Origin of the sequence: Burkholderia sp. BCC1996 (genome assembly GCF_905339955.1) — a bacterium.
Classification (GTDB): Bacteria; Pseudomonadota; Gammaproteobacteria; order Burkholderiales; family Burkholderiaceae; genus Burkholderia.
In genome coordinates this window covers 336,343-356,647 of the sequence record NZ_CAJPHM010000006.1, presented here as the reverse complement: position 1 = coordinate 356,647, position 20,305 = coordinate 336,343, and the positions used below count along the sequence as shown (strand labels likewise).

General features: G+C 69.4%; 15 protein-coding genes. 6 read left to right on the top strand and 9 right to left on the bottom strand.

Annotation, left to right across the window (positions count from 1 at the left end):
- Positions 1–28 precede the first annotated feature (28 nt).
- The 6 genes from U4Z64_RS11590 to U4Z64_RS11565 form a co-directional block, all read right to left on the bottom strand.
- Positions 29–814, bottom strand: a complete 786-nt coding sequence (locus U4Z64_RS11590) for an anti-sigma factor family protein (protein ID WP_415750564.1) — start codon at positions 812–814, stop codon at positions 29–31.
- Complete coding sequence (locus U4Z64_RS11585; protein ID WP_044846302.1) at positions 814–1,329, bottom strand: sigma-70 family RNA polymerase sigma factor; 516 nt, start codon at positions 1,327–1,329, stop codon at positions 814–816. The genes U4Z64_RS11590 and U4Z64_RS11585 overlap by 1 nt, the downstream gene beginning before the upstream one ends.
- A gap of 46 nt (positions 1,330–1,375) precedes the next feature.
- A complete protein-coding gene (locus tag U4Z64_RS11580) occupies positions 1,376–1,735 on the bottom strand; it encodes a hypothetical protein (protein ID WP_321805309.1) in 360 nt (119 codons plus the stop codon).
- 276 nt (positions 1,736–2,011) lie between these two features.
- The gene (locus tag U4Z64_RS11575; RefSeq protein ID WP_321820012.1) at positions 2,012–4,528 is read right to left on the bottom strand and encodes a hypothetical protein; all 2,517 of its coding nucleotides are present in this window, start codon (positions 4,526–4,528) and stop codon (positions 2,012–2,014) included.
- A 479-nt stretch (positions 4,529–5,007) separates the two neighbouring features.
- The gene (locus U4Z64_RS11570) at positions 5,008–6,252 is read right to left on the bottom strand and encodes an FAD-binding oxidoreductase (protein ID WP_321820011.1); all 1,245 of its coding nucleotides are present in this window, start codon (positions 6,250–6,252) and stop codon (positions 5,008–5,010) included.
- 67 nt (positions 6,253–6,319) lie between these two features.
- The gene (locus tag U4Z64_RS11565; protein WP_321820010.1) at positions 6,320–7,099 is read right to left on the bottom strand and encodes an ABC transporter substrate-binding protein; all 780 of its coding nucleotides are present in this window, start codon (positions 7,097–7,099) and stop codon (positions 6,320–6,322) included.
- A gap of 387 nt (positions 7,100–7,486) precedes the next feature.
- Between U4Z64_RS11565 and U4Z64_RS11560 the strand changes: the two genes are divergently transcribed.
- The 5 genes from U4Z64_RS11560 (at position 7,487) to U4Z64_RS11540 (ending at position 12,862) form a co-directional block, all read left to right on the top strand.
- Entirely contained in the window at positions 7,487–8,449 is a 963-nt protein-coding gene (locus tag U4Z64_RS11560; RefSeq protein ID WP_321820009.1) for an ornithine cyclodeaminase family protein, read from the top strand.
- Positions 8,446–9,240 (top strand): transcriptional regulator, encoded by a 795-nt coding sequence (locus U4Z64_RS11555; RefSeq protein ID WP_124488731.1) that lies wholly within the window; start codon positions 8,446–8,448, stop codon positions 9,238–9,240. Before U4Z64_RS11560 ends, U4Z64_RS11555 begins: the two co-directional genes overlap by 4 nt.
- Positions 9,241–9,488: 248 nt before the next feature.
- Positions 9,489–10,223, top strand: a complete 735-nt coding sequence (locus U4Z64_RS11550; protein WP_321820008.1) for a DsbA family oxidoreductase — start codon at positions 9,489–9,491, stop codon at positions 10,221–10,223.
- Between the two features lie 127 nt (positions 10,224–10,350).
- Positions 10,351–11,790: a DHA2 family efflux MFS transporter permease subunit gene (locus U4Z64_RS11545; RefSeq protein WP_321820007.1), complete on the top strand. Its 1,440-nt coding sequence runs from the start codon at positions 10,351–10,353 to the stop codon at positions 11,788–11,790.
- A 283-nt stretch (positions 11,791–12,073) separates the two neighbouring features.
- Positions 12,074–12,862, top strand: a complete 789-nt coding sequence (locus U4Z64_RS11540) for a sulfite exporter TauE/SafE family protein (RefSeq protein ID WP_321820006.1) — start codon at positions 12,074–12,076, stop codon at positions 12,860–12,862.
- A 374-nt stretch (positions 12,863–13,236) separates the two neighbouring features.
- On the opposite strand, the gene U4Z64_RS11535 is transcribed toward U4Z64_RS11540, so the two are convergent.
- The 3 genes from U4Z64_RS11535 to U4Z64_RS11525 all read right to left on the bottom strand — a co-directional run bounded on the left by U4Z64_RS11535 (position 13,237) and on the right by U4Z64_RS11525 (position 18,380).
- Positions 13,237–15,072 carry a S10 family serine carboxypeptidase-like protein gene (locus U4Z64_RS11535; protein ID WP_321820005.1) on the bottom strand — a complete coding sequence of 612 codons (1,836 nt, stop codon included), beginning with the start codon at positions 15,070–15,072 and terminating at the stop codon, positions 13,237–13,239.
- 611 nt (positions 15,073–15,683) lie between these two features.
- Positions 15,684–17,774 carry a D-(-)-3-hydroxybutyrate oligomer hydrolase gene (locus U4Z64_RS11530; protein ID WP_321820004.1) on the bottom strand — a complete coding sequence of 697 codons (2,091 nt, stop codon included), beginning with the start codon at positions 17,772–17,774 and terminating at the stop codon, positions 15,684–15,686.
- Between the two features lie 240 nt (positions 17,775–18,014).
- Positions 18,015–18,380, bottom strand: coding sequence for a BON domain-containing protein (locus U4Z64_RS11525; RefSeq protein ID WP_044844127.1), 366 nt, complete (start codon positions 18,378–18,380; stop codon positions 18,015–18,017).
- A 452-nt stretch (positions 18,381–18,832) separates the two neighbouring features.
- Between U4Z64_RS11525 and U4Z64_RS11520 the strand changes: the two genes are divergently transcribed.
- Entirely contained in the window at positions 18,833–20,275 is a 1,443-nt protein-coding gene (locus U4Z64_RS11520) for a TAXI family TRAP transporter solute-binding subunit (protein WP_321820003.1), read from the top strand.
- Positions 20,276–20,305: the final 30 nt, after the last annotated feature.

Below are 20,305 nucleotides of genomic sequence, written 5' to 3'. Positions count from 1 at the left end.
CATTGGCTCCCTGCGGATGCCGCGTGCATCACCCCTTCCACGCGTCGGTCGGCCCGCCGAGCGCGCCGCATGCGTCGATCGCGAGTTCGCGCAGGCGTCGTTCGTCGGCGCGCCCGGAGAGCGCAAAACCCATGCCGCGATCCGACCAGAAATACGTATGGCGGCCGTCGGCCGACATCGCCTGGGGCGCGAAACGCCGCGCGTCGTAGGCCGTCATGTAGAGCGTCACGCGCTTGCCGTCCGCGCGCTGGTACATGAATTGCGCCGCCGGCCCCGCGTCGCCCGGCAGCAGCCGGCCGCCCAGCAATGCATAGCCGTATTCGTCGAGCGACGGCGCGCGCACGGGCCGCCCGAGACGCGCAGACAGCCACGCGGCAAGGCGCGCCGGATCGCGTGCGTCGACCTCGACCGGGTGCTCCCGCTCGGCCGCGTACACGGCGTAAGCGACGTCCGCGCGTGCGGCGAATGCCGGCTCGGCGCCGAACGTCGTCCAGCCCGCGTGCAGCGCGATGCCGATCACCAGCCCGGCCGCCAGCCCCGCGAACGCATAGGCAAGGCCACGCCAGCGCGGCGCGCGCCGCTGCACGAACAGCGCGGGTGCGGCAGCCGGCAGCGGGAACAGCGCGTGCAACGCATCGCGCTGCGCGCCGTAATGCGCGAACCGGTCGGCCTCCCGCGGATCGGACCGCAGCCGCTCGAGCACCTCGCGGCGCTCCTGCCCGGACAGCTCGCCGTCGAGCAGCGCCGACAGCAGCTGGGCCGACACTGCATCGTCCCGATCGTTCGAAGGTTTGCGCGGATCGTCGTCGTCCATCATGTCTTCCCGATCACCCGTAACGCGGCCGCGCCGTGCGCCGGCGGCTCGCCGGACAACAGCGCACGCATCTGTTCACGCGCCCGTGACAGCCGCGACATCACCGTCCCCACCGGCACGCCGAGCACCTGTGCGGCGTCGCGGTAACTCAGCTCCTCGAGCGCGACCAGCAGCAGCACCTCGCGCTGCTCGACCGGCAGCCGGTACAGCGCGCGCTGCACGTCGCGCAGCAGCAGGCCGCCGATCTCGTCGTTCGGCGCGGCCATCGTCTGCCATGGCGCGGTCGCATCGTCGACCGCGATCTCGCGCCGCGCGCGCAACTGGTCGATGAAGCGGTGGCGCAACAGCGTCAGCAGCCACGCGCGCAGGTTGCCGCCGTCACGCGGCGGCCGGTTCAGCGCGCGCTCGAGCGTGTCCTGCACGAGATCGTCCGCCCAGGCCCGATCGCCCGTCAGCGCGCGCGCATACCGGGTGAGATGCGGCAGCCACACCAGCAGGTCCGATTCGTAGCTCATCCGGATGCCTTGCGCGTCGCCGCGCCGTCAGTCCGTCAGTCCGTTCTCAGGGGCGCGCAACGTGCCACATGCCGCCGACGCCGTCGCCGCCCGCGTCACCGGCCTTGCGGTCCATCTTCCAGCGGTATAGCGGACGGCCGCGGTACGCCCATTGCTTCTTGCCGTCGTCGCGCGTGACGAGGCTCAGTGCGCCCGACGCCTTGTCGTATCCGTCGGCGAGCGCCGGCGGCCAGTTGGCCGCGCAGGTGCCGGTGCACGTGCTCTTGCCCGGCGCGTCGTGATCGAACACGTACAGCGTCATGTGATCTTCGTCGACCAGTTTCCCGTCGCCGGCCTGCGGCGGCTCGGCGGCCGCGGGCCGCGCGATCGCGGCGGTCAGCGCGATGGCGAACAGCATCGTCTTCATTCCCGTTCTCCTTGGCATGGCATCGCGGCACGGCGGCGCCGGACGGGACGTCGACTACGTCATGACCATTATCCCGCTGTCCGGCTGCGCCGCGACTCGGTAAGTAAACGGACGAATCCGGCCGGTTATTCCATTCCGCCCCGCAATTCAGTGCCATTCCTCCCGTGAGACAGACCGGGAACCCCAAAAAAACGCGGCATGACATTGCTGTCATGCCGCGTTGTGCGACCCGTTGCGCGCGGCAGGCGATGAACCGTCGCCGCGCGCGCCGGCCGGTTACCTCGGCAATGCGCCCGTCACCGCCTGCAGCAGCGTCGACACCGGTGCGAGCGGGTTGTTCGCCGAGTTGTTGCCCGAGTGCGGAGTGACCGACAGGCTCGGCGTGGAACCCAGCGCCGTGCCCAGCGTCGTGCCGGCCGCATTGACGACCGTCGCCGTCGCGTTGCCGCCCGTCGACAGCAGCGAACCGGCTGCCCCCGCCGTGCTGCCCGCCGCGCTCGCGCCCGAGCCGAGCAGGCTGCCGCCCGCTGCAGCCGTCGAACCGGCCGCGCCCGACAACGCGCCGGCCGCCTGCCCGAGGGCCGCCGGACCGTTCGCCAGGGCCCCCGTCACCGAACCGAGCGCACCGGTCAGCGCGGCGGCCGGGTTGCTGCCGCCGGTCAGGCCGCTGACGAGGTTCGTGATCGGCGCGATCGGGCTGCTGCCGCCTGCGCCCGACAGCGTGCCGACGACCTGGTTCACGACGCCCTGCACCGGCGCCAGCGGGTTCGTGCCGCCGAGGCTGCCGAGTGCGCCCGTCACCGAACTGACCGCGTTGCTCAGTGCGCCGGCCGGGTTGCTGCCGCCGAGCGTACCGACCACCTGGTTCACGACGCCCTGTACCGGGGCCAGCGGGTTCGTGCCGCCGAGGTTGCCGAGTGCGCCCGTGACCGAGCTGACCGCGTTGCTCAGTGCGCCGGCCGGGTTGCTGCCGCCGAGCGTGCCGACGACCTGGTTCACGACGCCCTGTACCGGCGCCAGCGGGTTCGTGCCGCCGAGGTTGCCGAGTGCGCCCGTGACCGAGTTGACCGCGTTGCCCAGTGCGCCGGCCGGGTTGCCGCCCGTCGGCAGCGCGTTTTGCAGGCCGCTGACGAGGTTCGTGATCGGCGCGATCGGGCTGCCGCCGCCGGCGCCCGATAGCGTGCCGACGACCTGGTTCACGACGCCTTGTACCGGAGCCAGCGGGTTCGTGCCGCCAAGGCTGCCGAGCGCGCCCGTCACCGAGTTCACAGCGTCCGTCAGTGCGCTGGCCGGGTTGCCATTGCCGAGCGTGCCGGCGAGTTGCGTGACGGCGCCTTGCACCGGTGCCAGCGGGCTCGACGCGCCACCGATGTTGCCGAGCGTACCCGCAATCGTATTGACCGCGTTGCTCAGCGCACCAGCCGGATTGCCGCTGCCCAGCGTGCCCGTGACCTGGTCGACGACGTTCTGGATCGGCGCCAGCGGGTTCGTGCCGCCGACGTTGCCGAGCGCACCCGTCACCGTGCCGAGGGCGCCGGTCAGTGCGCCGGCCGGGTTGCCGCCGCCGACGTTGCCGAGCGCACCCGTCACCGTGCCGAGAGCGCCGGTCAGTGCGCCGGCCGGGTTGCCGCCGCCGACGTTGCCGAGTGCACCCGTCACCGTGCCGAGAGCGCCGGTCAGTGCGCCGGCCGGGTTGCCGCCGCCGACGCTGCCGAGCGCACCTGTCACCGTGCCGAGAGCGCCGGTCAGTGCGCCGGCCGGGTTGCCGCCGCCGACGTTGCCGAGCGCACCCGTCACCGTGCCGAGAGCGCCGGTCAGTGAGCCGGCCGGGTTGCCGCCGCCAAGCGCACCCGTTACTTGATTCACCACGCCCTGAACCGGCGCCAGCGGATTCGCGCCGCCGCCGACGTTGCCCAGTGCGCCCGTCACCGTACCGATTCCGTTACTCAGCGTACCCGTCGCCGTATTGAGCGCGCCGGTCAGTGCAGCAGCGGGGTTGCCGCCACCGAGCGCTCCCGTCACTTGATTGACGACACCTTGAACCGGCGCCAGTGGGTTCGACCCACCACCGACGTTACCCAACGCACCCGTGACCGTACCGAGGGCGCCGGTCAGCGCGCCGGCCGGGTTGCCACCACCGAGCGCCCCCGTCACTTGATTGACGACACCTTGAACCGGTGCCAGCGGATTCGACCCGCCACCGACGTTACCCAACGCACCCGTGACCGTACCGAGGGCGCCGGTCAGCGCGCCGGCCGGGTTGCCACCACCGAGCGCCCCCGTCACTTGATTGACGACACCTTGAACCGGCGCCAGTGGGTTCGCACCGCCGCCAATGTTACCCAGCCCGCCCGTCACCGTGCCGACCGCATTGCTCAACGTCCCCGTCGCCGTATTCAGCGCGCCGCTCAACGCACCGGCCGGGTTGCCGCCACCGAGCGCTCCCGTCACCTGGTTCACCACGCCTTGTACCGGCGCGAGGGGCGTCACCGCGCCGCCACCGCCGCCGAGCGCGCCCTGCAGCGCGTTCACCGCGCCCGACAGCGCCTGCGCCGGGTTGCCCAGCGACGTCTGAATCGCGCCGGCCCCACCCGTCGCAACGGTGACCGAACCCAGCGGCGACGTGCCGGTCGCGGCCAACCCGATCGATACGCTGTTGGTCGGCGGATTCACGACGACTTGCGGAATCGGCAGCGCATCGAGCGGCCCGGCGACAGCCGAACCGGAAACCAGTACCCCGAACACCGTCGTGACCGACAGCGCCACACCCGTCAATTTAAAGTTTTGTCTCATCCTTACCCCATCTCGTTGGCACTACGTTGATAAAGCATGGGGATGGATTGCACGAAGTGTGCCATCCAGATAAAACGGATTGATTCGTTGGCCTATTGCAAGCCAATAACGGTTTTATATGGATTTCCGGGTAAATAAACGGGTCGCGCAGCCGCAATCATCTGACGATAAATGTGTCGGGCGCTCGGATGTAACGTAACGTTTGCGAGGCCGGAAGTAACGTGTTCCGGTACATCCCGGGTCACATCGGAACGTCCGTTGCGAAACGTCGCCGGATGGCCCGGACGGACCGCCTGCTTCGCATTTCATCTTCATGAAAATGTATTAATAAATCGCGTGTTTTCTGCTTTGCTTATTTCGCGATTTCTTTCCGGTCAATTGCGCAGATCATTTCCGGCTGCAAGACTTCACACAATACGGACAGCCGAATGAAAAACTGTGACGGCCGCACACGCGGCGGCCGTCGTATCGCAACGGGTTCAGCCGAAGCGCGCGGGCCGGTACGGATGGGGATCGATGAAGGTCGGCGCGCCCGTCATCATCTCGGCGAGCAGACGCCCGGTCGCGGGGCCGAGCGTGAGCCCGTGGTGACAGTGGCCGAACGCGAACCACAGATGACGATGGCGCGGCGCAGGCCCGATCACGGGCCGCATGTCGGGCGTGCACGGCCGCATCCCGAGCCACGGCGCCGGATCGAGCCGCTCGCCGATGCCGAACGCGTCGCGCGCCAGCGGCTCGGCACGCGCGAGCTGCACGCCGGTCGGCGGCGCGCCGCGCAACGCGATCTCGACGCCGGTCGTGAGCCGCAGGCGGCCGCCTTCCATCGGCGCGACGACGAAACCCTCCTCGGTATCGCACACGGGCACGTTCAGCGGCACGCGGGTCGGCCGGTAATGCATGTGATAGCCGCGCTTCGCGCGCAGCGGAATCCGGTAGCCGAGCGGCGCGAACACGTGATCGGACCACGGCCCGAGCGCAACCACGGCCGAACGGGCCGCAATCGGCCCATGCTCGGTATCGACCTGCCAGCCGTCGCGCACCTGCGCGAGCGTCGTCGCGTCGCCGCGCACGAACGTGCCGCCGTCGCGCTCGAACAGCCGCGCGTACGCCTTCGTGAGGCCGCCGGGGCTCGACACCGTCTTCGGGTCCTGCCAGTGGAATGCGCCGCAGAACGCGTCGCCGATGCCGGGCTCGCGTTCGCGCAACGCGCGCGCGTCGAGCACACTCATCCGCAACCCGTGCGCGTCGGCCACCCGCTGCTGCGCGCGCGTTTCCGCGTCGAACAGCGCGGGCGAACGGAACGCCTCGATCCACCCGCCGTCATGCACGAGCGGCTGCGCGTCGGTGCGCGCGATCAGCGCGTCGTGCTCGACGACGCTCGCCGCGACGAGCGGCAGCATGTCGCGTGCGGCGGCCGCGAGCCGCTGCGGCGACGATTCGCGCCAGAAACGCGCAAGCCAGCCCGCATACGCAGGCAATGCTTTGTAGTCCCAATAGAGATCGACCGAGCGGTTGCGTGCGTAGCGCAGCAGCGTGCCGAGCCGGCGCGGGAACGCGTACGGCACGACCGACGAGCGCTCGATCAGCCCCGCATTGCCGTGGCTTGTTTCCTCGCCGGGCGCGCGCCGGTCGACGAGCGCGACACGCAGCCCGCGATCCTGCAGATGCAGCGCCGACGACACGCCGACGATGCCGGCCCCCAGAACGATGACGTCGAAATCCATGCTTCCCCGTACTGCGTCGAGATTCGGTGCGACGCGCGCCGGCACCGCGGCCGGCGCGCGGCCTGGCTTACTTCGCGACGATGTCGCGCTTGAAATACTTCTGCGACAGCGCGCTCAGCGTGCCGTCCTTCTTCAGCGCGTCGAGCGCGCCGACGATCTTCGCCTGCAGCGCCTTGTCGCCCTTGCGCAACCCGAAGCCGGTGCCTTCGCCGAGCGTCGCGGGATCCTTCAGCGGGTCGCCGACGATCTGGTAGTCGCGGCCGGCCGGCTTGTCGAGGAAACCGTCCTGCGCGGTCTGCGCTTCCTGCACGGCCGCGTCGAGACGTCCGGCGACGAGATCGGCATAGATCTGGTCCTGGTCCTGATACGACACGACGTCCACGCCCGCATTGGCCCAGTGCGCCTTCAGGAAATCCTCCTGCGACGAGCCCTGCAGCACGCCGACGTGCTTGCCGCGCAGGCTCGCTGCATCAGGCCGCAGCGGCGAGCCGCGGTGCGCGACCATCACGATCGGCACCACGTAGATCGCCGGCGTGAAATCGATGCTCTGCTTGCGCTTCGCGGTGATGTTCATCGCCGAATTGATCGCGTCGAACTTGCGCGCCTGCAGCGCCGGGATCAGCCCGTCGAACGCATTCTCGACCCACACGCACTTCATGTTCAGCTTCGCGCAGACCGCGTTGCCGACGTCGACGTCGAAACCCTGCAGCTGGCCGGCCGGCGTCTTGCTCTCGAACGGCGGATAGGCGGCTTCGATCCCGAAGCGCAGCGTGGTCTGTTCCGCGTGGGCGGTGACGGCCGCGCACGCAAGCGCCGCGACGGCGCAGAGGGAAAGCTTCCAGTTCATGACGATGTCCTTCGATTCCAGATTGAGGCGATGAAGACCGTTCGCGCGACGCCGTCGCCGGGCGCCGGGCGCCGGATCGGCATGCGATGCATGCCGGCCACCGGGCGGCAACGTGTCGGTCTGCATCCGAAATATAGACTCTTAGTCTACTATAGACTATAGGGGATACGATAATCGCGACCTCGCTGCTGCCCACCGAGATTCCGTCGATTACGCAAAATGCCGTTGATTCATCGATGTTTTTTCGACTGACAGCCGCCCGGGCCAGCTCCGAAAAGAAAAATCCACCCGACTTCTTTTGTCTATATTAGACTTTTAATCCATCACGAACACCGCCGGACGCCCGCTTTCGAGACTGTCCTGTCCGGCCCCGACCGGAGAAGTTCCATGACGCAACCCGCCCCGACCCTGCCGCTGACCGTCGACGAAGCCGCGGTGCGCGCGGCGCTGCCGTCGCTCGACGTGCTCGGCACGCTGCGCCGCATGTTCGCGTCGCTCGCATCGGCCCGCGCGGTGCAGCCGCCGCAAACCCTCACGCTGTTCCCCGAGCAGGCCGGCGATTTCATCACGTATCTCGGCGCGCTCGCCGACGAGCAAGTGTTCGGCGCGAAGCTGTCGCCATACGTCGTGACGGGCGGCAAACCGATCGTCACGGCGTGGACCGCGCTGATGTCGATGCGCACCGGCCAGCCGCTGATGTGGTGCGACGCGGGGCTGCTGACGGTCGAGCGCACGGCCGGCACGACGGCGCTCGCGGTCGACTGCCTCGCGCCGCGCGATGCGCGCCGGCTCGCCGTGATCGGCGCGGGCGCGGTGGGCCTCGCACATCTGCGCCATACGGCGGCATTGCGCGACTGGGCATCGATCAGCGTCCATTCGCCCGCGCTCGCCGGCGACCCGGCGCTGCAGGCGACGCTCGCGCGGATCGATTCGCGCGCCCGTGCGGCCGCCAGCGTCGAGGCGTGCGTGCGCGACGCGGACGTCGTGATGCTGTGCACGTCGTCGGGCACGCCGGTGCTCGCCGACGGCATGCTCACGCGCCCTGCGCTCGTCACCTCGATCAGCACCAACGTCGCGCGCGCGCACGAGATCCCGCCGGCATGGTTGCCCGACATGGACGTGTACTGCGACTACCGGCACACGACGCCCGCGAGCGCGGGCGAGATGCAGATCGCGGCGGCCGGGCACGGCTGGACGCCCGAGCAGATCGTCGGCGACCTGCCCGCGCTCGTCGCAGGCACCTGCGCCCCACCGTCGCGCACGCGTCACGCGTTCTTCCGCTCGATCGGCCTCGGGCTCGAGGACATCGCGATCGCGCACGCGCTGTACATGCATCTGACGCGCGCATGAGCGGCACGCGCACGCGGGGCCGATACAATGGCGCAACCGCCGCGGCGGCAGCGCGGGGGCGCACGGGCGAGCCGGTGGACGGCACGCCGGCGCGCCGTGCCGACGCACCGCCCGGCTCCCGCTCACCCGAGATGGCGATTCCGATGCGCAAGAAGCAATCCCCCGTCAAAGACCTGCTGCTCACCCGCTACGCACCGATCGCCGACGGCATCGCGGCGCTGTTCTTCCCGTACGCGGAAGTCGTGATCCACGACCTGCACGACCAGACCGTGCTGTACCTCGCGAACAACCTGTCGAAGCGCGAGGTCGGCGACGATTCGGCGCTCGAGGAAATCGATCATTCGGCGCGCGAGCGCGTGATCGGCCCGTACGAGAAACTGAACTGGGACGGCCGGCGCATGCGTTGCGTGAGCAACGTGCTGTTCGACGACGAAGGCCGGCCGGCCGGGATGATGTGCATCAACTTCAACATCGCGGTGTTCGACGACGTCCGCGCGACGCTCGACGTGTTCATCAAGGGCGCGGGCATCGTCGCGCAACCGGACGAGCTGTTCCGCGACGACTGGCAGGAGCGCATCAACACGTTCCTGCACGGCTGGCTGCGCGAGCGGCAGGTCGGCCTGAACGGCCTCACGCGCGAGCACCGGCGCGAGCTCGTCGAGGCGCTGTATGCGGAAGGCGCGTTCCGCGGCAAGAGCGCCGCGAACTACGTCGCGAACGTGCTCGGGATGGGGCGCGCGACCGTCTACAAGCACCTGAAGCATCTGAAGGAAACGCAGGGCGACGTGTGAGCGACGTGAGCGGCGAGCCTGGTCGCCTGGTCGCCTGGTCGCCTGGTCGCCAAGCTTGCGGCCTTCACCGCTCCCCGCTCCCCGTTCACCATCACCGACATCGGCCCCGCTACCGGTTCGCGCGGTCCGTGACTATGCTTCGTGATACGTCAGGGCCGGCCCGTTCCACGCGGGCCAGCCCACGGCGAAGCGTCGAAGCACAAAATGCTATAGTCCCGGTTACATTTATTTGCCGCCCCGGACCGCCCATGACGACCACCCCCGCCCCGACTGCCCGCCCGATCCTGACCGTCGAAATCTGGTCCGACCTGATCTGCCCGTGGTGCTGGATCGGCAAGCGCCGCTTCGACGAGGCGCTCGCCGCATTCGCGCACGCGGAGCACGTCGACGTCGCGTTGCGTGCGTACCGGCTGATGCCGGGCCAGCCGGTCGAACCGGTGGAGGCGATGCTCGCGGGCAAGTACCGGATGTCGCCCGCGCAGGTCGACCAGATGTTGCGCCAGGTGACCGACGCGGCAGCGAGCGTCGGGCTGAGCTACGACCTGCCCGGCACGTTCGTCGGCGACACGCTCGACGGCCATCGGCTCGTGAAGCTCGCGGAAGCCACCGGCCGCGCACATGCGCTGACCGAGCGCCTGTACCGCGCTTATTTCTGCGAGCACGGCTCGCTGTTCGACCATGCGGCGCTGATCGACTTCGCGGTCGAAGCGGGGCTCGAGCGCTCGGCCGTCGAAGCCGTGCTGCGCAGCGATGCATACCGTGACGAAGTCGAGGCCGACATCGCGCGCGCCGCGCAGATCGGCGGACGCGGCGTGCCGCTGTTCGTGTTCGGCGGCCGCTACGCGGTATCGGGCGCGCAGCCGGCCGACGTGTTCGCGCAGGCGCTCGGGCAGGCATGGCGCGACGGCGCCATCGTCGAATTCGCCGGCGACGACGCCGCCGCATGCGGCCCCGACGGCTGCGAACTCCCGCCGCGCGAATAACGCCCGGCGCCGCGCGACACGCGCCGCCGCTACGCGTCGCTCCTGCCACAAACCGGCAGGAAGCGCACGCGAACGACGTCTACAATTCAGCCTTTCAAATAACGATCTGAGAGAAGGCTGCCAGCCCATGACCCACGGGATCCACGGCGAGAAGCGCTGGTACGCGCTGATCGTCCTCTGCCTCGGCGTGCTGATGATCGTGCTCGACAGCACGATCGTAAACGTTGCACTGCCGTCGATCAGCACCGACCTCCATTTCACCGAGACGGCCCTCGTGTGGGTCGTCAACGCCTACCTGCTGACGTTCGGCGGCTGCCTGCTGCTCGGCGGCCGGCTCGGCGACCTGTACGGCCAGCGGCGCATGTTCCTCGCGGGCCTCGTCGTGTTCACGCTCGCGTCGCTCGCCTGCGGCCTCGCGCAAACGCAGACGATGCTGATCGCCGCGCGCGCGGTGCAGGGCTTCGGCGGCGCGATCGTGTCGGCCGTGTCGCTGTCGCTGATCATGAACCTGTTCACCGAGCCGGGCGAACGGGCGCGCGCGATGGGCGTCTACGGTTTCGTCTGCGCGGGCGGCGGCAGCATCGGCGTACTGCTCGGCGGGCTCTTGACGAGCACGCTGTCATGGCACTGGATCTTCCTGGTCAACCTGCCGATCGGCATCGCCGTCTATGCGATGTGCGTCGCGCTGCTGCCGCGCCTGCGCGCGCCGGCCGGCGCCGCGCGGCTCGACGTCGCGGGCGCGATCACCGTGACCGCGTCGCTGATGCTCGCGGTCTACGGGATCGTCGGCGGCAACGAGGCCGGCTGGCTGTCTACGCAAACCGTCGTGCTGATCGGCGCGGCCGTCGTACTGCTCGCGCTGTTCGTCGCGATCGAGGCGCGCGTCGCGCATCCGCTGATGCCGCTCACGCTGTTCGCCGCGCGCAACGTCGCGCTCGCGAACGTGATCGGCGTGCTGTGGGCGGCCGCGATGTTCGCGTGGTTCTTCCTGTCCGCGCTCTACATGCAGCGCGTGCTCGGCTACGGACCGCTGCAGGTCGGGCTCGCGTTCCTGCCGGCGAACCTGATCATGGCCGCGTTCTCGCTCGGGCTGTCGGCGCGGATCGTGATGCGTTTCGGCATCCGCGGCCCGATCGCCGCCGGCCTGCTGATCGCGGCGTGCGGCCTTGCGCTGTTCGCGCGCGCGCCGGCCGACGGCAGCTTCGTCTGGCACGTGCTGCCGGGCATGACGCTGCTCGGCATCGGCGCGGGCGTCGCGTTCAATCCGGTGCTGCTCGCCGCGATGAGCGACGTCGATCCGGCCGATTCCGGGCTCGCGTCGGGCATCGTCAACACCGCGTTCATGATGGGCGGTGCGCTCGGCCTCGCCGTGCTCGCGAGCCTCGCGGCCGCGCGCACCGATGCGCTCGCGGCGGCACACGCCGCACCGCTCGACGCGCTGAACGGCGGCTACCACGCCGCGTTCGCGGTCGGCGCCGCATTTGCGGCCGCGGCCGGGCTGCTCGGCCTCGCGCTGCGCATCCGCCGCCAGGACGCCGTTGCGGGCGCCGGCCCCGCGATGCATTGACGGCCGGCGGGCCTGAATCGGGACGAGCTCCGCCCCGCCGCACCCGATGGCCCGACATCGGCGTCGCAACCCGGCAACGCCGGCACGCCACCCCGCCCGGCCCGGTCCCGCGCCTGTTCAAACGTTCGTTTGACCCGCCGCGAACGGCCCGTCCGGCGGGCCTTCCCGGCCGATTTTTAACGTAGTCGTACACCGAAGCGCCACTTTTGCGACAATGGCAGACTTTGATGCGCGCGCCGCGGCCGCGCGCCGCCGCCGAACGCCGCATAACCGCCTGCTTCCGATGTCGCTTCCCCATATCGATCTGCTGTACTCCCTGTCCGGCCTGTTCGTCGGCGTTCTCGTCGGCCTGACGGGCGTCGGCGGCGGTTCGCTGATGACGCCGATCCTCGTGCTGCTGTTCGGCGTCCACCCCGCGACGGCGGTCGGCACCGACCTGCTGTACGCGGCCGCGACCAAGGCCACCGGCACCCTCGTCCACGGACTGAAGGGGTCGATCGACTGGCGCATCACCGGCCGGCTCGCGGCCGGCAGCGTCCCGGCCGCGGCCGTCACGCTGTGGGTGCTGCACACGCACGGGATGAACTCGCCCGGCACCGCGCGAATGATCCAGCTGGTGCTCGGCATCGCGCTGCTGCTCACGTCGCTCGCACTGATCTTCCGCCCGCAGTTGACCGCGCTCGCCGCGCGCAACCCGCTCCCGCCGAATCCCGCGCGCACGTTCTGGTCGACCGTGCTGACGGGCGCCGTGCTCGGCGCGCTCGTGTCGATGACGTCGGTCGGCGCCGGCGCGATCGGCGTCACCGTGCTGTTGCTGCTGTACCCGCTGCTCGCGACCACGCGCATCGTCGGCTCCGACATCGCGCACGCGGTGCCGCTCACGCTCGTCGCCGGCATCGGCCACTGGCTGCTCGGCTCCGTCGACTGGTCGATGCTGCTGTCGCTGCTGCTCGGCTCGCTGCCCGGCATCGTGCTCGGCAGCCTGCTGTCGGCGCGCGCGCCCGAGCGGCTGCTGCGCAACCTGCTCGCCTCGACGCTCGTCGCGGTCGGCGTGCGGCTCGTGCTCGCGTAAGCGGCGCGGCTGCCGCCCGCCACGGCAGACATCGCCGACTTCCCGCCCCTGACGAAACAGATCGGCACGATTTGTCGGTGGAGAATTTCCCTCGATACAGGGACATGCATTCCCCTTTCGAGGATCAAGCCGCGGCGAATCTCACGCGGACCCGACAACGCCCCGTCGGTCGACGACTCTCGGCCACCGTGGAAGATCACAGCATCGCGAGCCACATGCGCGATGTGATGCATGACAGGCCAGCACGCGACGCCGGCACCCCGCCGCAAAAAACAGCCCGACCGGCCTGCGCCGATCGGGCTGTCGTCCATCCGGGGCCTCGCGAACTCGGGCCGCCCGGCCCACGGCCGGGCAGCGCAAGTCGCTCGCGCTCCTTACTGCCCCTGCTGCTTCAACTGTTGCTGCTTCATCTGCTGCGTGCGCGCCTGCAGCTTCAGCACGCGCTGCAGCGCGGTACGGTTCGCGAGGATCCCGTCGTAGAAGTTGCCGAGGTCGCCCTTCAGCGCGGTCCGCGACGCGTCGTTCAGGTAGATCATGTGGCCCGACGGATAGTTCTTGACCGTCAGGTTCTGCCCCTTGAGCGTCGGATCGAGCGGCATCTGCGCGAGCGTCAGCTCGGTCTGGTGGAACGGCGTGACCGCATCGAAATAGCCGTTCGCCGACAGCACCTTCAGGTCCGGGTTCACGCTCATCGTCGCCGCGAGGTCGCCGGCCGTGTACAGCGTATTGCCGCCGCCCCTGTTCGCGCCGGTCGGGTCGGTGTGGCTGAAGTCCCAGTTGTTGAAAACCTGGTCGTTCAGGTCCACGAACGACGACGTCGACGTGTACTTGAGGTCGGTGTTGATGTAGCTGTTCCACAGCACCGTGTAAGCGCCGCCGACGTTCGTGATCGACGGATCGTTGCTGCCCGAGTTCGGCAGGATGTACGGCGCGATGCCCTTGCCCGTGAAGTTCGCGCGACCGTCGTACTGGCCGATCTGCGTGCCCGGCACGAGCGTCAGGAAGAACGTGTACGGCGGGTTGTCGTCCGACGACGGCACGTTGCCGAGCGCGGCCGGGTTGCCGAACGTCTGGATCAGCGACGTCGGATCCGTGCCGATGTACGAACCCATCTGCTGCGCGGTCTGCAGGTTCAGGTTCAGCCGCACGTTCACGAAGCCGCCGTCCTGCGGGTTCGGCTTCTGCGCGAGCGGCGCGAGCGTGTTGTCCGCGTAGTTGCGGGCCTGCACCATGTATGCGTCGAGATCGGTCGGCGTCGGGTTGAGCGTCGTCTTCTTCCAGTAGAACGCGTCGGCCGCGAGCGTCGGGAAGGTACCCGGCGCGGACAGCGCATTCGCATAGTCGAGGATCGACGACTGCAGCGTGATCCCGTTCAGGTCGATGCCGTCCTCATGCAGCACCCACGACACGACCGCGCTGCGCGCGGTGCCGTACGACTCGCCGTACAGGAACTTCGGCGAGTTCCAGCGCGAGTACTTGGTCAGGTAGCGCTGGATGAAGCGGTCGATCGAGCGCGCGTCCTGGTCGGTGCCCCAGAAATCCTTGTTCTTCGCCGGGGCGATCGCCGCCGAGTAGCCGGTGCCGACCGGGTTGATGAACACGAGGTCGGTGCGGTCGAGCAGGCTGTCCGGGTTGTCGAGCAGCTTGTACGGGGCCGGCGGCGTGAAGTTCGGGAACGACGACTGCAGGCGCTTCGGCCCGTACGAGCCGAGCAGCAGGTAAACCGATGACGAGCCGGGGCCGCCGTTGTAGAAGAACGTGACCGGGCGCGGCTTCGACGGGTCCGGATTGTCCTGCGTGTACGCGACATAGAACATCTTCGCGTTCGGCGCCGACGTGATCGGGTCGATCGTGGTCAGGTGCCCGGTGGTGGCCGTGTACTGGACGGTCTTGCCGCCGATCGTGACCTGGCGGTGCACGACCGCGGCCCCTTCGGTCGAATCCGTGACCGCGTCGTTCGGCCCGGTGCCGTACACGTCGTTGTCGACGTACGGCTGGTCGGCCGGGACTGCGGCCGTTGCATTGGTGGTGGCCGACGTGCTGCCGTTCGACGTCGTCGCGGCTGCTGCGGTGGCGGCGGTCGGGCCCGCCCCGTCGTCGCCGCCGCATCCCGTGACGAGCAGCGCCGCGGCCGCGGCTGCGGCGAGCGGCACGCTCAGCGTCGTTCCAAATAGCGCGAAACCGTCTTTCAAGGACTTCAGTGTCGTCATTATTGCCTCTCGAACAGAACGATAAATACCGCCGGTCGCAAAGGATCATTTGCGCCGGCGCTCCGCACCGGGAGCGCATTCGTTTTGCGATGCACCCCGAGTTTTTTACCGCATCGGCGAATACCGACCGGCATGATTTACCCCACCCATATTCCGCGATCGCGCAATGGAATCAATTCCATTGCAAACGACGATTCAATAATGCGCGGCACTGCGAATTCGCCATCGCCATCCGCACGCGCGAGAAACCGCAAGCAAAAGCAGCCCCTGCAAAGGCTGCCAGACAAGGCGCCTTCGCTTCGAACAGACGAACGATTCCCTCGACGAAATGCCGGTCAATCGCGAAAGGGCGACCAACCGCAACTCGAGCCGATTTAATAAAATCGAAAGGATCGATTAACTATACGGAAAGGAATATTGTCTTTACGGGAATTTATTAAATTAAGTTAAAATATCGGCGCATAATAGATTCCGGATTTTCCGCCGTAAAGCGATAATTTGTTACAGCGCATGCCATTCGGACCAAGGGCAATGCGGGACCGATTCCAGACGCTGAAAATAAAAAAGCCGGACGAGCGTCCGGCTTCCGTATCGCGGTGGGGCGGGTGCCGTCAGAGCGGCACATCGATCGCGCCCGCGCCGGCCGTGATCGCGTTCGCGCCGGGGGACGCCGAGATCGGCGGCAGGTTCGCGCTCGTCAGCGCCGGCGCGGCGCCCGGCGTGCCGCCGCGCGGCAGCGTGCGGACCACCTGTGACGGCGGCAGCGCGGCGCCGTTCTTCAGGTGCCGCCACATCAGGTTCAGCGCCTGCAGGTTGTAGTAGTGGACCGGCACGAAGCGCGTGTCGAAGCCCGCGACGGGCAGGAACGCATCGAAGTGCTGCCCGTTCGTCACCTCGTAGAACACGAGCTGGCTGCGGCCGCCTTCACTGATGCCGTTCTGCGCGACGTACGCGCGCGACGCGTGATTCACGGGCACGAGCGCGTCGCTGCGGCCCTGCACGATGATCGCCGGCTTGCCCTGCAGGTTCGCGTTCACGCGCACCGCATCGACGTTCGCCGGCATGTCGAGCATCCCGTTGGTCCACAGCTGGCGCAGGCACAGCGCGCCCGCGAAACTCGCGTCGGGCGTCGCGAGCCGGTGGTCGACACCCGCGCCGGTGTTGAACACGAGATTGACGCCTGCCGTCGGCGGCACGCCGTTGCCGAGACCGAACACGGCCGGCATCGGCGACGCGGCGGGCGGCGCGACCGCGCCCGTCGCCGCATTGGTGGTCGCGAAGCTGAAATTGCACAGGTTGTCGGTCACGCGCGAGCGCGTGTACGCGTTCGCATAGGTGACCGCGATCGCCGGAATCGCCTGCGAATCCCACATCGGCGCCTGCAGCAGGTCGGAATCCGCGAGATAGCCGGCCGCGTGCAGTTGCGCGAGCGCGTCGGCGGCCTGGCTCTGCGTATCGGCCCCCGACACGAACCCGGCCGCGGCGAGCGTCGCGCAGCGCTGCGTGCGGATCGACTGCGTGGTGGCGGCCGGCAGCGCGCTCAGGTACGGCGCGCCCGCGAGCGACGACGACGCGGCCGCGCACGGCTCCAGCAGGTTCGCGAGCGTCGCGTAGTCGGCCAGCGGCCGGCCGAACGACGGCACCGGCTGGCCGCCCTCCCGCACGACCGCGTTCGGCGCCATCCGCACGTTGACTTGCGGCTCGCCGACCACGACCGCGGTAATCCAGCGGCGCGTGTCCTGCTCGGCCGCCGCGAGCGCCGCGCCGCCGCCGTTGCTGACGGACGCGGCGATCGTCGTGATGTCGCCCGGGCGGTAGCGCACGCCGTGATGAGAGCTGTCGACCAGCGGTCCGAACTGTTCGTTGAGCGCCCAGTACGCGAATTCGACCGCCTGCAGCGTCGCGTGCCCCCAGTCCTGCTCGGGATTCTGCTGCGAATGCGCATGCTTGAACGCGTAGCGGTTCGGGAAGCGGTTGTTGAACGCAGCCAGGTCGCTGCTCGTCACGTTGGCGGTAAAAAGACTGGCATTGCCGGCGAGCACCGCGTCGGCGAGCGTGCCGTCGATCAGCGTGATCGTGTCGGTGCCGAGTTCGTGCGCGCCGTTGCCGCCGCCCTTGTCGTTGTACGCGACCGCGCAGCCGCGCTTGAGGCCCCACTCGCCGGCCGCCGAGATCGCGCCGTACACACCGCGCGAACCGGACGACGTCGCGGTGACGATGCACGGCTGTGCGGGGTCGAAGCTCGCGGGCACCTGCACGAGCAGCGTCACGTTCTTGCGGCCGCTGCCGTCGTCGGAATACGCGAGATATTCGGTGCCGGGAATCTTGCCTTCGCCGAGCGTGTCGTTGCCGTCGAGGTCGACGTTCGGTCCCCAGAAGCGGCCGTAGCCGCCGTTGGCGCTCATGTCGACGAGCGCGCGGTAGTTCGACCAGATCGCGAGCCGGCGCAGCTCGGCGCTCGTCGGCCGCGACGGATTCGCGAACGCCGGCGCGGTGGCGGCGGCGAGGCCCGTCTTGCCGAGACCGGCCGTCAGCAGGTCGTCGCCCGTACCGTCGTAGGCGGTGGTGCGCACGCTGCCGGACACGAACCCGGGCAGCCGGTTGCGTTCGGACGACTCGTCGCCGTTGCAGGCGCCGAGCAACGTGACCGCGGCCAGCGCCGCGCCCCAAAGAATCCGACTGCCCCACCCGTGCGTTGTCATTGCCGCCCTCTCGATATCGTTATCGGTGCGCCGCTGCGTCGTGCGCGGCTCGCGGCCTGTCGGGAAAACGCCGGGCCGCCCAAGGTTTTCCGCCCCGAAGGAAGTTTCCTTGGGGGACGCCCGCTCGGGGGCCTGGCGCGAAGCGGCGGGCCCGGGGGCATTCGAAAGTGCAAACGGGCCCCGGCACGCCGGGGCCCGCGTGAAAGCGGGCGCGCGGCGCTGGCGCGCCGCCGCCCGGCATCATTGCTGCTGAACCGTCAGCTTGTTCGTGACCGACGTCACGCCCTTCACGCCCTTCGCCGCCTCTTCCGCCTTGTCGATCTGTGCCTGGTCGGGCACCGTGCCCTCCAGCGAGATCGCGCCGCCCTTCGAGCGCACGACGATGTTCGCCACGTCGATGCCGCCTGCCTTCGTAATGGCCTTGCGCACCGCATAGCCGAGCTGGCGGTTGGCCTTCTTCGCGGTCTTGGCCGCCGCCTTCGGCGAACTCGCTGCCGCGGCCGGCGCTTCGGTCGCCGCCGCATCGCTCGACTGCGCGTACACGCTGCCCGTCAGACAGGCCGCCACGGCCGCAACACCCAACGCTCTCAACACGATCGACTTCATGCTATCTCCTTGTAACTCCGGAACGGCCGTGCACAGTACGGCCGGATACCCCCAAAGGCAGCCGGCCCGCGCGCGAACGGGCGGGACGGCCGGTGATTTCCACGGCGATGCGAGAGAGGCGACACGGGCCGGCGGCCGGCGCGCGCGAATGCGGGCCGGCCGGGCCGGACAGCCGCCGGCCGGGCGCGCCCGGTCTCATAACGTGCCGGGTCGTGCGCGAATCGGGCGCGGCTGCGTCGCACAATGTAATCCAGCGCCCGCGGAAGCGCAAAGCTTTTGACGCGTGGCCGCCCGCCATCCGCCCGCGCGCGCGCGTGTCCGCCGCCGCGCGACGGCGCCGGACTCGCGCACGCCGGGCGAAACCGGGTACCATCGCCGCCAGAACGCGCATCGCATGCCTTGTCCGCGACGGCCGTCATCGATGCGTCACGCCCGTGTCATCCGCCGACTCCATGAAGCCAGCCCGCCCCCGCCCGCCCCGCCGCATCCTCGCCCGCTTCGTCGCGGTGTCGTGGCGCGACCTCGCGCTGTCGATCGGCCCCACCGTGCTGCTCGCGGTCGCGGCGGTCTGGCTCGCGGTCAAGCTGATCCAGCCGGCGCCGCCGTCCACGCTCGTGATTTCGTCCGGCCCGCCCGGCAGCACCTACTGGAACGCCGCGCAGAAATACAAGGCGATCCTCGCGAAGAACGGCGTCACGCTCGACGTCCAGTCATCCGAAGGATCCGCGCAGAACCTTGCGCGGCTGTCGAATCCGGACGCGCCGGTCGACGTCGGCTTCGTGCAGAGCGGCATCGGCCCGAAGGAGCGCGATGAACACCTGGTCTCGCTCGGCAGCATCGGCTACGTGCCGCTCGCGATCATGTACCGCGGGCCGGTGGTCGCACGCCTGTCCGACTTCAAGGGCAAGCGGCTCGCGCTCGGCGCAGAGGGCAGCGGCGCGCGCGAATTGAGCCTGGCGCTGCTGAAGATGAACGGCATCGTGCCGGGCGGCTCGACCGAGCTGCTGCCGACCGCCGGCGAGGACGCCGCGGCCGCGCTGCTCGACGGCAAGATCGACGCCGCGTTCCTGTCCGGCGACTCGACGCAGATCCCGGTGATGGCGAAGCTGTTCCGCGCGCCCGGCGTGCACGTGTACTCGTTCACGCAAGCCGAGGCCTACGCGCGGCGCTTTCCGTACCTGACCGCGATCACGCTGCCGATGGGCGTCTACGATCTCGGCCTCAACCTGCCGCCCGCCGACATCCACACGGTCGCGCCGACGATCGAGCTGGTCGCGCGCGATACGCTGCACCCCGCGCTGTCCGACCTGCTGATCGAGGCCGCGCGCGAAGTGCACGGCCACGCGACGATCCTGCAGCACGCGGGCGAATTCCCGTCGGCCGTCACGCGCGGCTTCCCGCTGTCCGACGACGCGGGGCGCTATTACAAGTCGGGCAAGTCGTTCCTGTACCGGCGGCTGCCGTTCTGGGTCGCGAGTCTCGTCGACCGGCTGCTCGTCGTCGTGGTGCCGCTGATCGTCGTGCTGATCCCCGGGCTGCGGCTGGTGCCGTCGCTGTACGGCTGGCGCGTGCGTTCGCGCATCTACCGCTGGTACGGCGCGCTGATCGCGCTCGAGCGCCGCGCGCTCGGCGAGCATACGGCCGAAGAGCGCGTCCAGCTGCTCGACGAACTCGACGACATCGAGGAAGCCGTGAACCGGATGAAGATGCCGCTTGCGTACGCGGGGCAGTTCTACGTGCTGCGCGAGCACATCGGCTTCGTGCGCGAGCGGCTCACCGCGCACGATCACGACGTCGCATCGGGCACACCCGGCGCCGGCGGCCGTGCAGCGGCGCGCGGCGGCGCGGCGGCGCCGGCCGGCGAGCCCCCCCGGGCGACTCCCGGTTCCGCATGAGCGGCCGATCCGCGATCATTGCTGCATCCG

Bases quoted from the DNA above. Each gene is read 5' to 3' on its own strand.
- U4Z64_RS11580 (WP_321805309.1), bottom strand. From the start codon at position 1,735: ATGAAGACGATGCTGTTCGCCATCGCGCTGACCGCCGCGATCGCGCGG.
- U4Z64_RS11550 (WP_321820008.1), top strand. From the start codon at position 9,489: ATGACGACCACCCCCGCCCCGACTGCCCGCCCGATCCTGACCGTCGAA.
- U4Z64_RS11575 (WP_321820012.1), bottom strand. From the start codon at position 4,528: ATGAGACAAAACTTTAAATTGACGGGTGTGGCGCTGTCGGTCACGACG.
- U4Z64_RS11530 (WP_321820004.1), bottom strand. From the start codon at position 17,774: ATGACAACGCACGGGTGGGGCAGTCGGATTCTTTGGGGCGCGGCGCTG.
- U4Z64_RS11560 (WP_321820009.1), top strand. From the start codon at position 7,487: ATGACGCAACCCGCCCCGACCCTGCCGCTGACCGTCGACGAAGCCGCG.
- U4Z64_RS11525 (WP_044844127.1), bottom strand. From the start codon at position 18,380: ATGAAGTCGATCGTGTTGAGAGCGTTGGGTGTTGCGGCCGTGGCGGCC.
- U4Z64_RS11535 (WP_321820005.1), bottom strand. From the start codon at position 15,072: ATGACGACACTGAAGTCCTTGAAAGACGGTTTCGCGCTATTTGGAACG.
- U4Z64_RS11565 (WP_321820010.1), bottom strand. From the start codon at position 7,099: ATGAACTGGAAGCTTTCCCTCTGCGCCGTCGCGGCGCTTGCGTGCGCG.
- U4Z64_RS11570 (WP_321820011.1), bottom strand. From the start codon at position 6,252: ATGGATTTCGACGTCATCGTTCTGGGGGCCGGCATCGTCGGCGTGTCG.
- U4Z64_RS11545 (WP_321820007.1), top strand. From the start codon at position 10,351: ATGACCCACGGGATCCACGGCGAGAAGCGCTGGTACGCGCTGATCGTC.
- U4Z64_RS11540 (WP_321820006.1), top strand. From the start codon at position 12,074: ATGTCGCTTCCCCATATCGATCTGCTGTACTCCCTGTCCGGCCTGTTC.
- U4Z64_RS11585 (WP_044846302.1), bottom strand. From the start codon at position 1,329: ATGAGCTACGAATCGGACCTGCTGGTGTGGCTGCCGCATCTCACCCGG.
- U4Z64_RS11520 (WP_321820003.1), top strand. From the start codon at position 18,833: ATGAAGCCAGCCCGCCCCCGCCCGCCCCGCCGCATCCTCGCCCGCTTC.
- U4Z64_RS11555 (WP_124488731.1), top strand. From the start codon at position 8,446: ATGAGCGGCACGCGCACGCGGGGCCGATACAATGGCGCAACCGCCGCG.
- U4Z64_RS11590 (WP_415750564.1), bottom strand. From the start codon at position 814: ATGGACGACGACGATCCGCGCAAACCTTCGAACGATCGGGACGATGCA.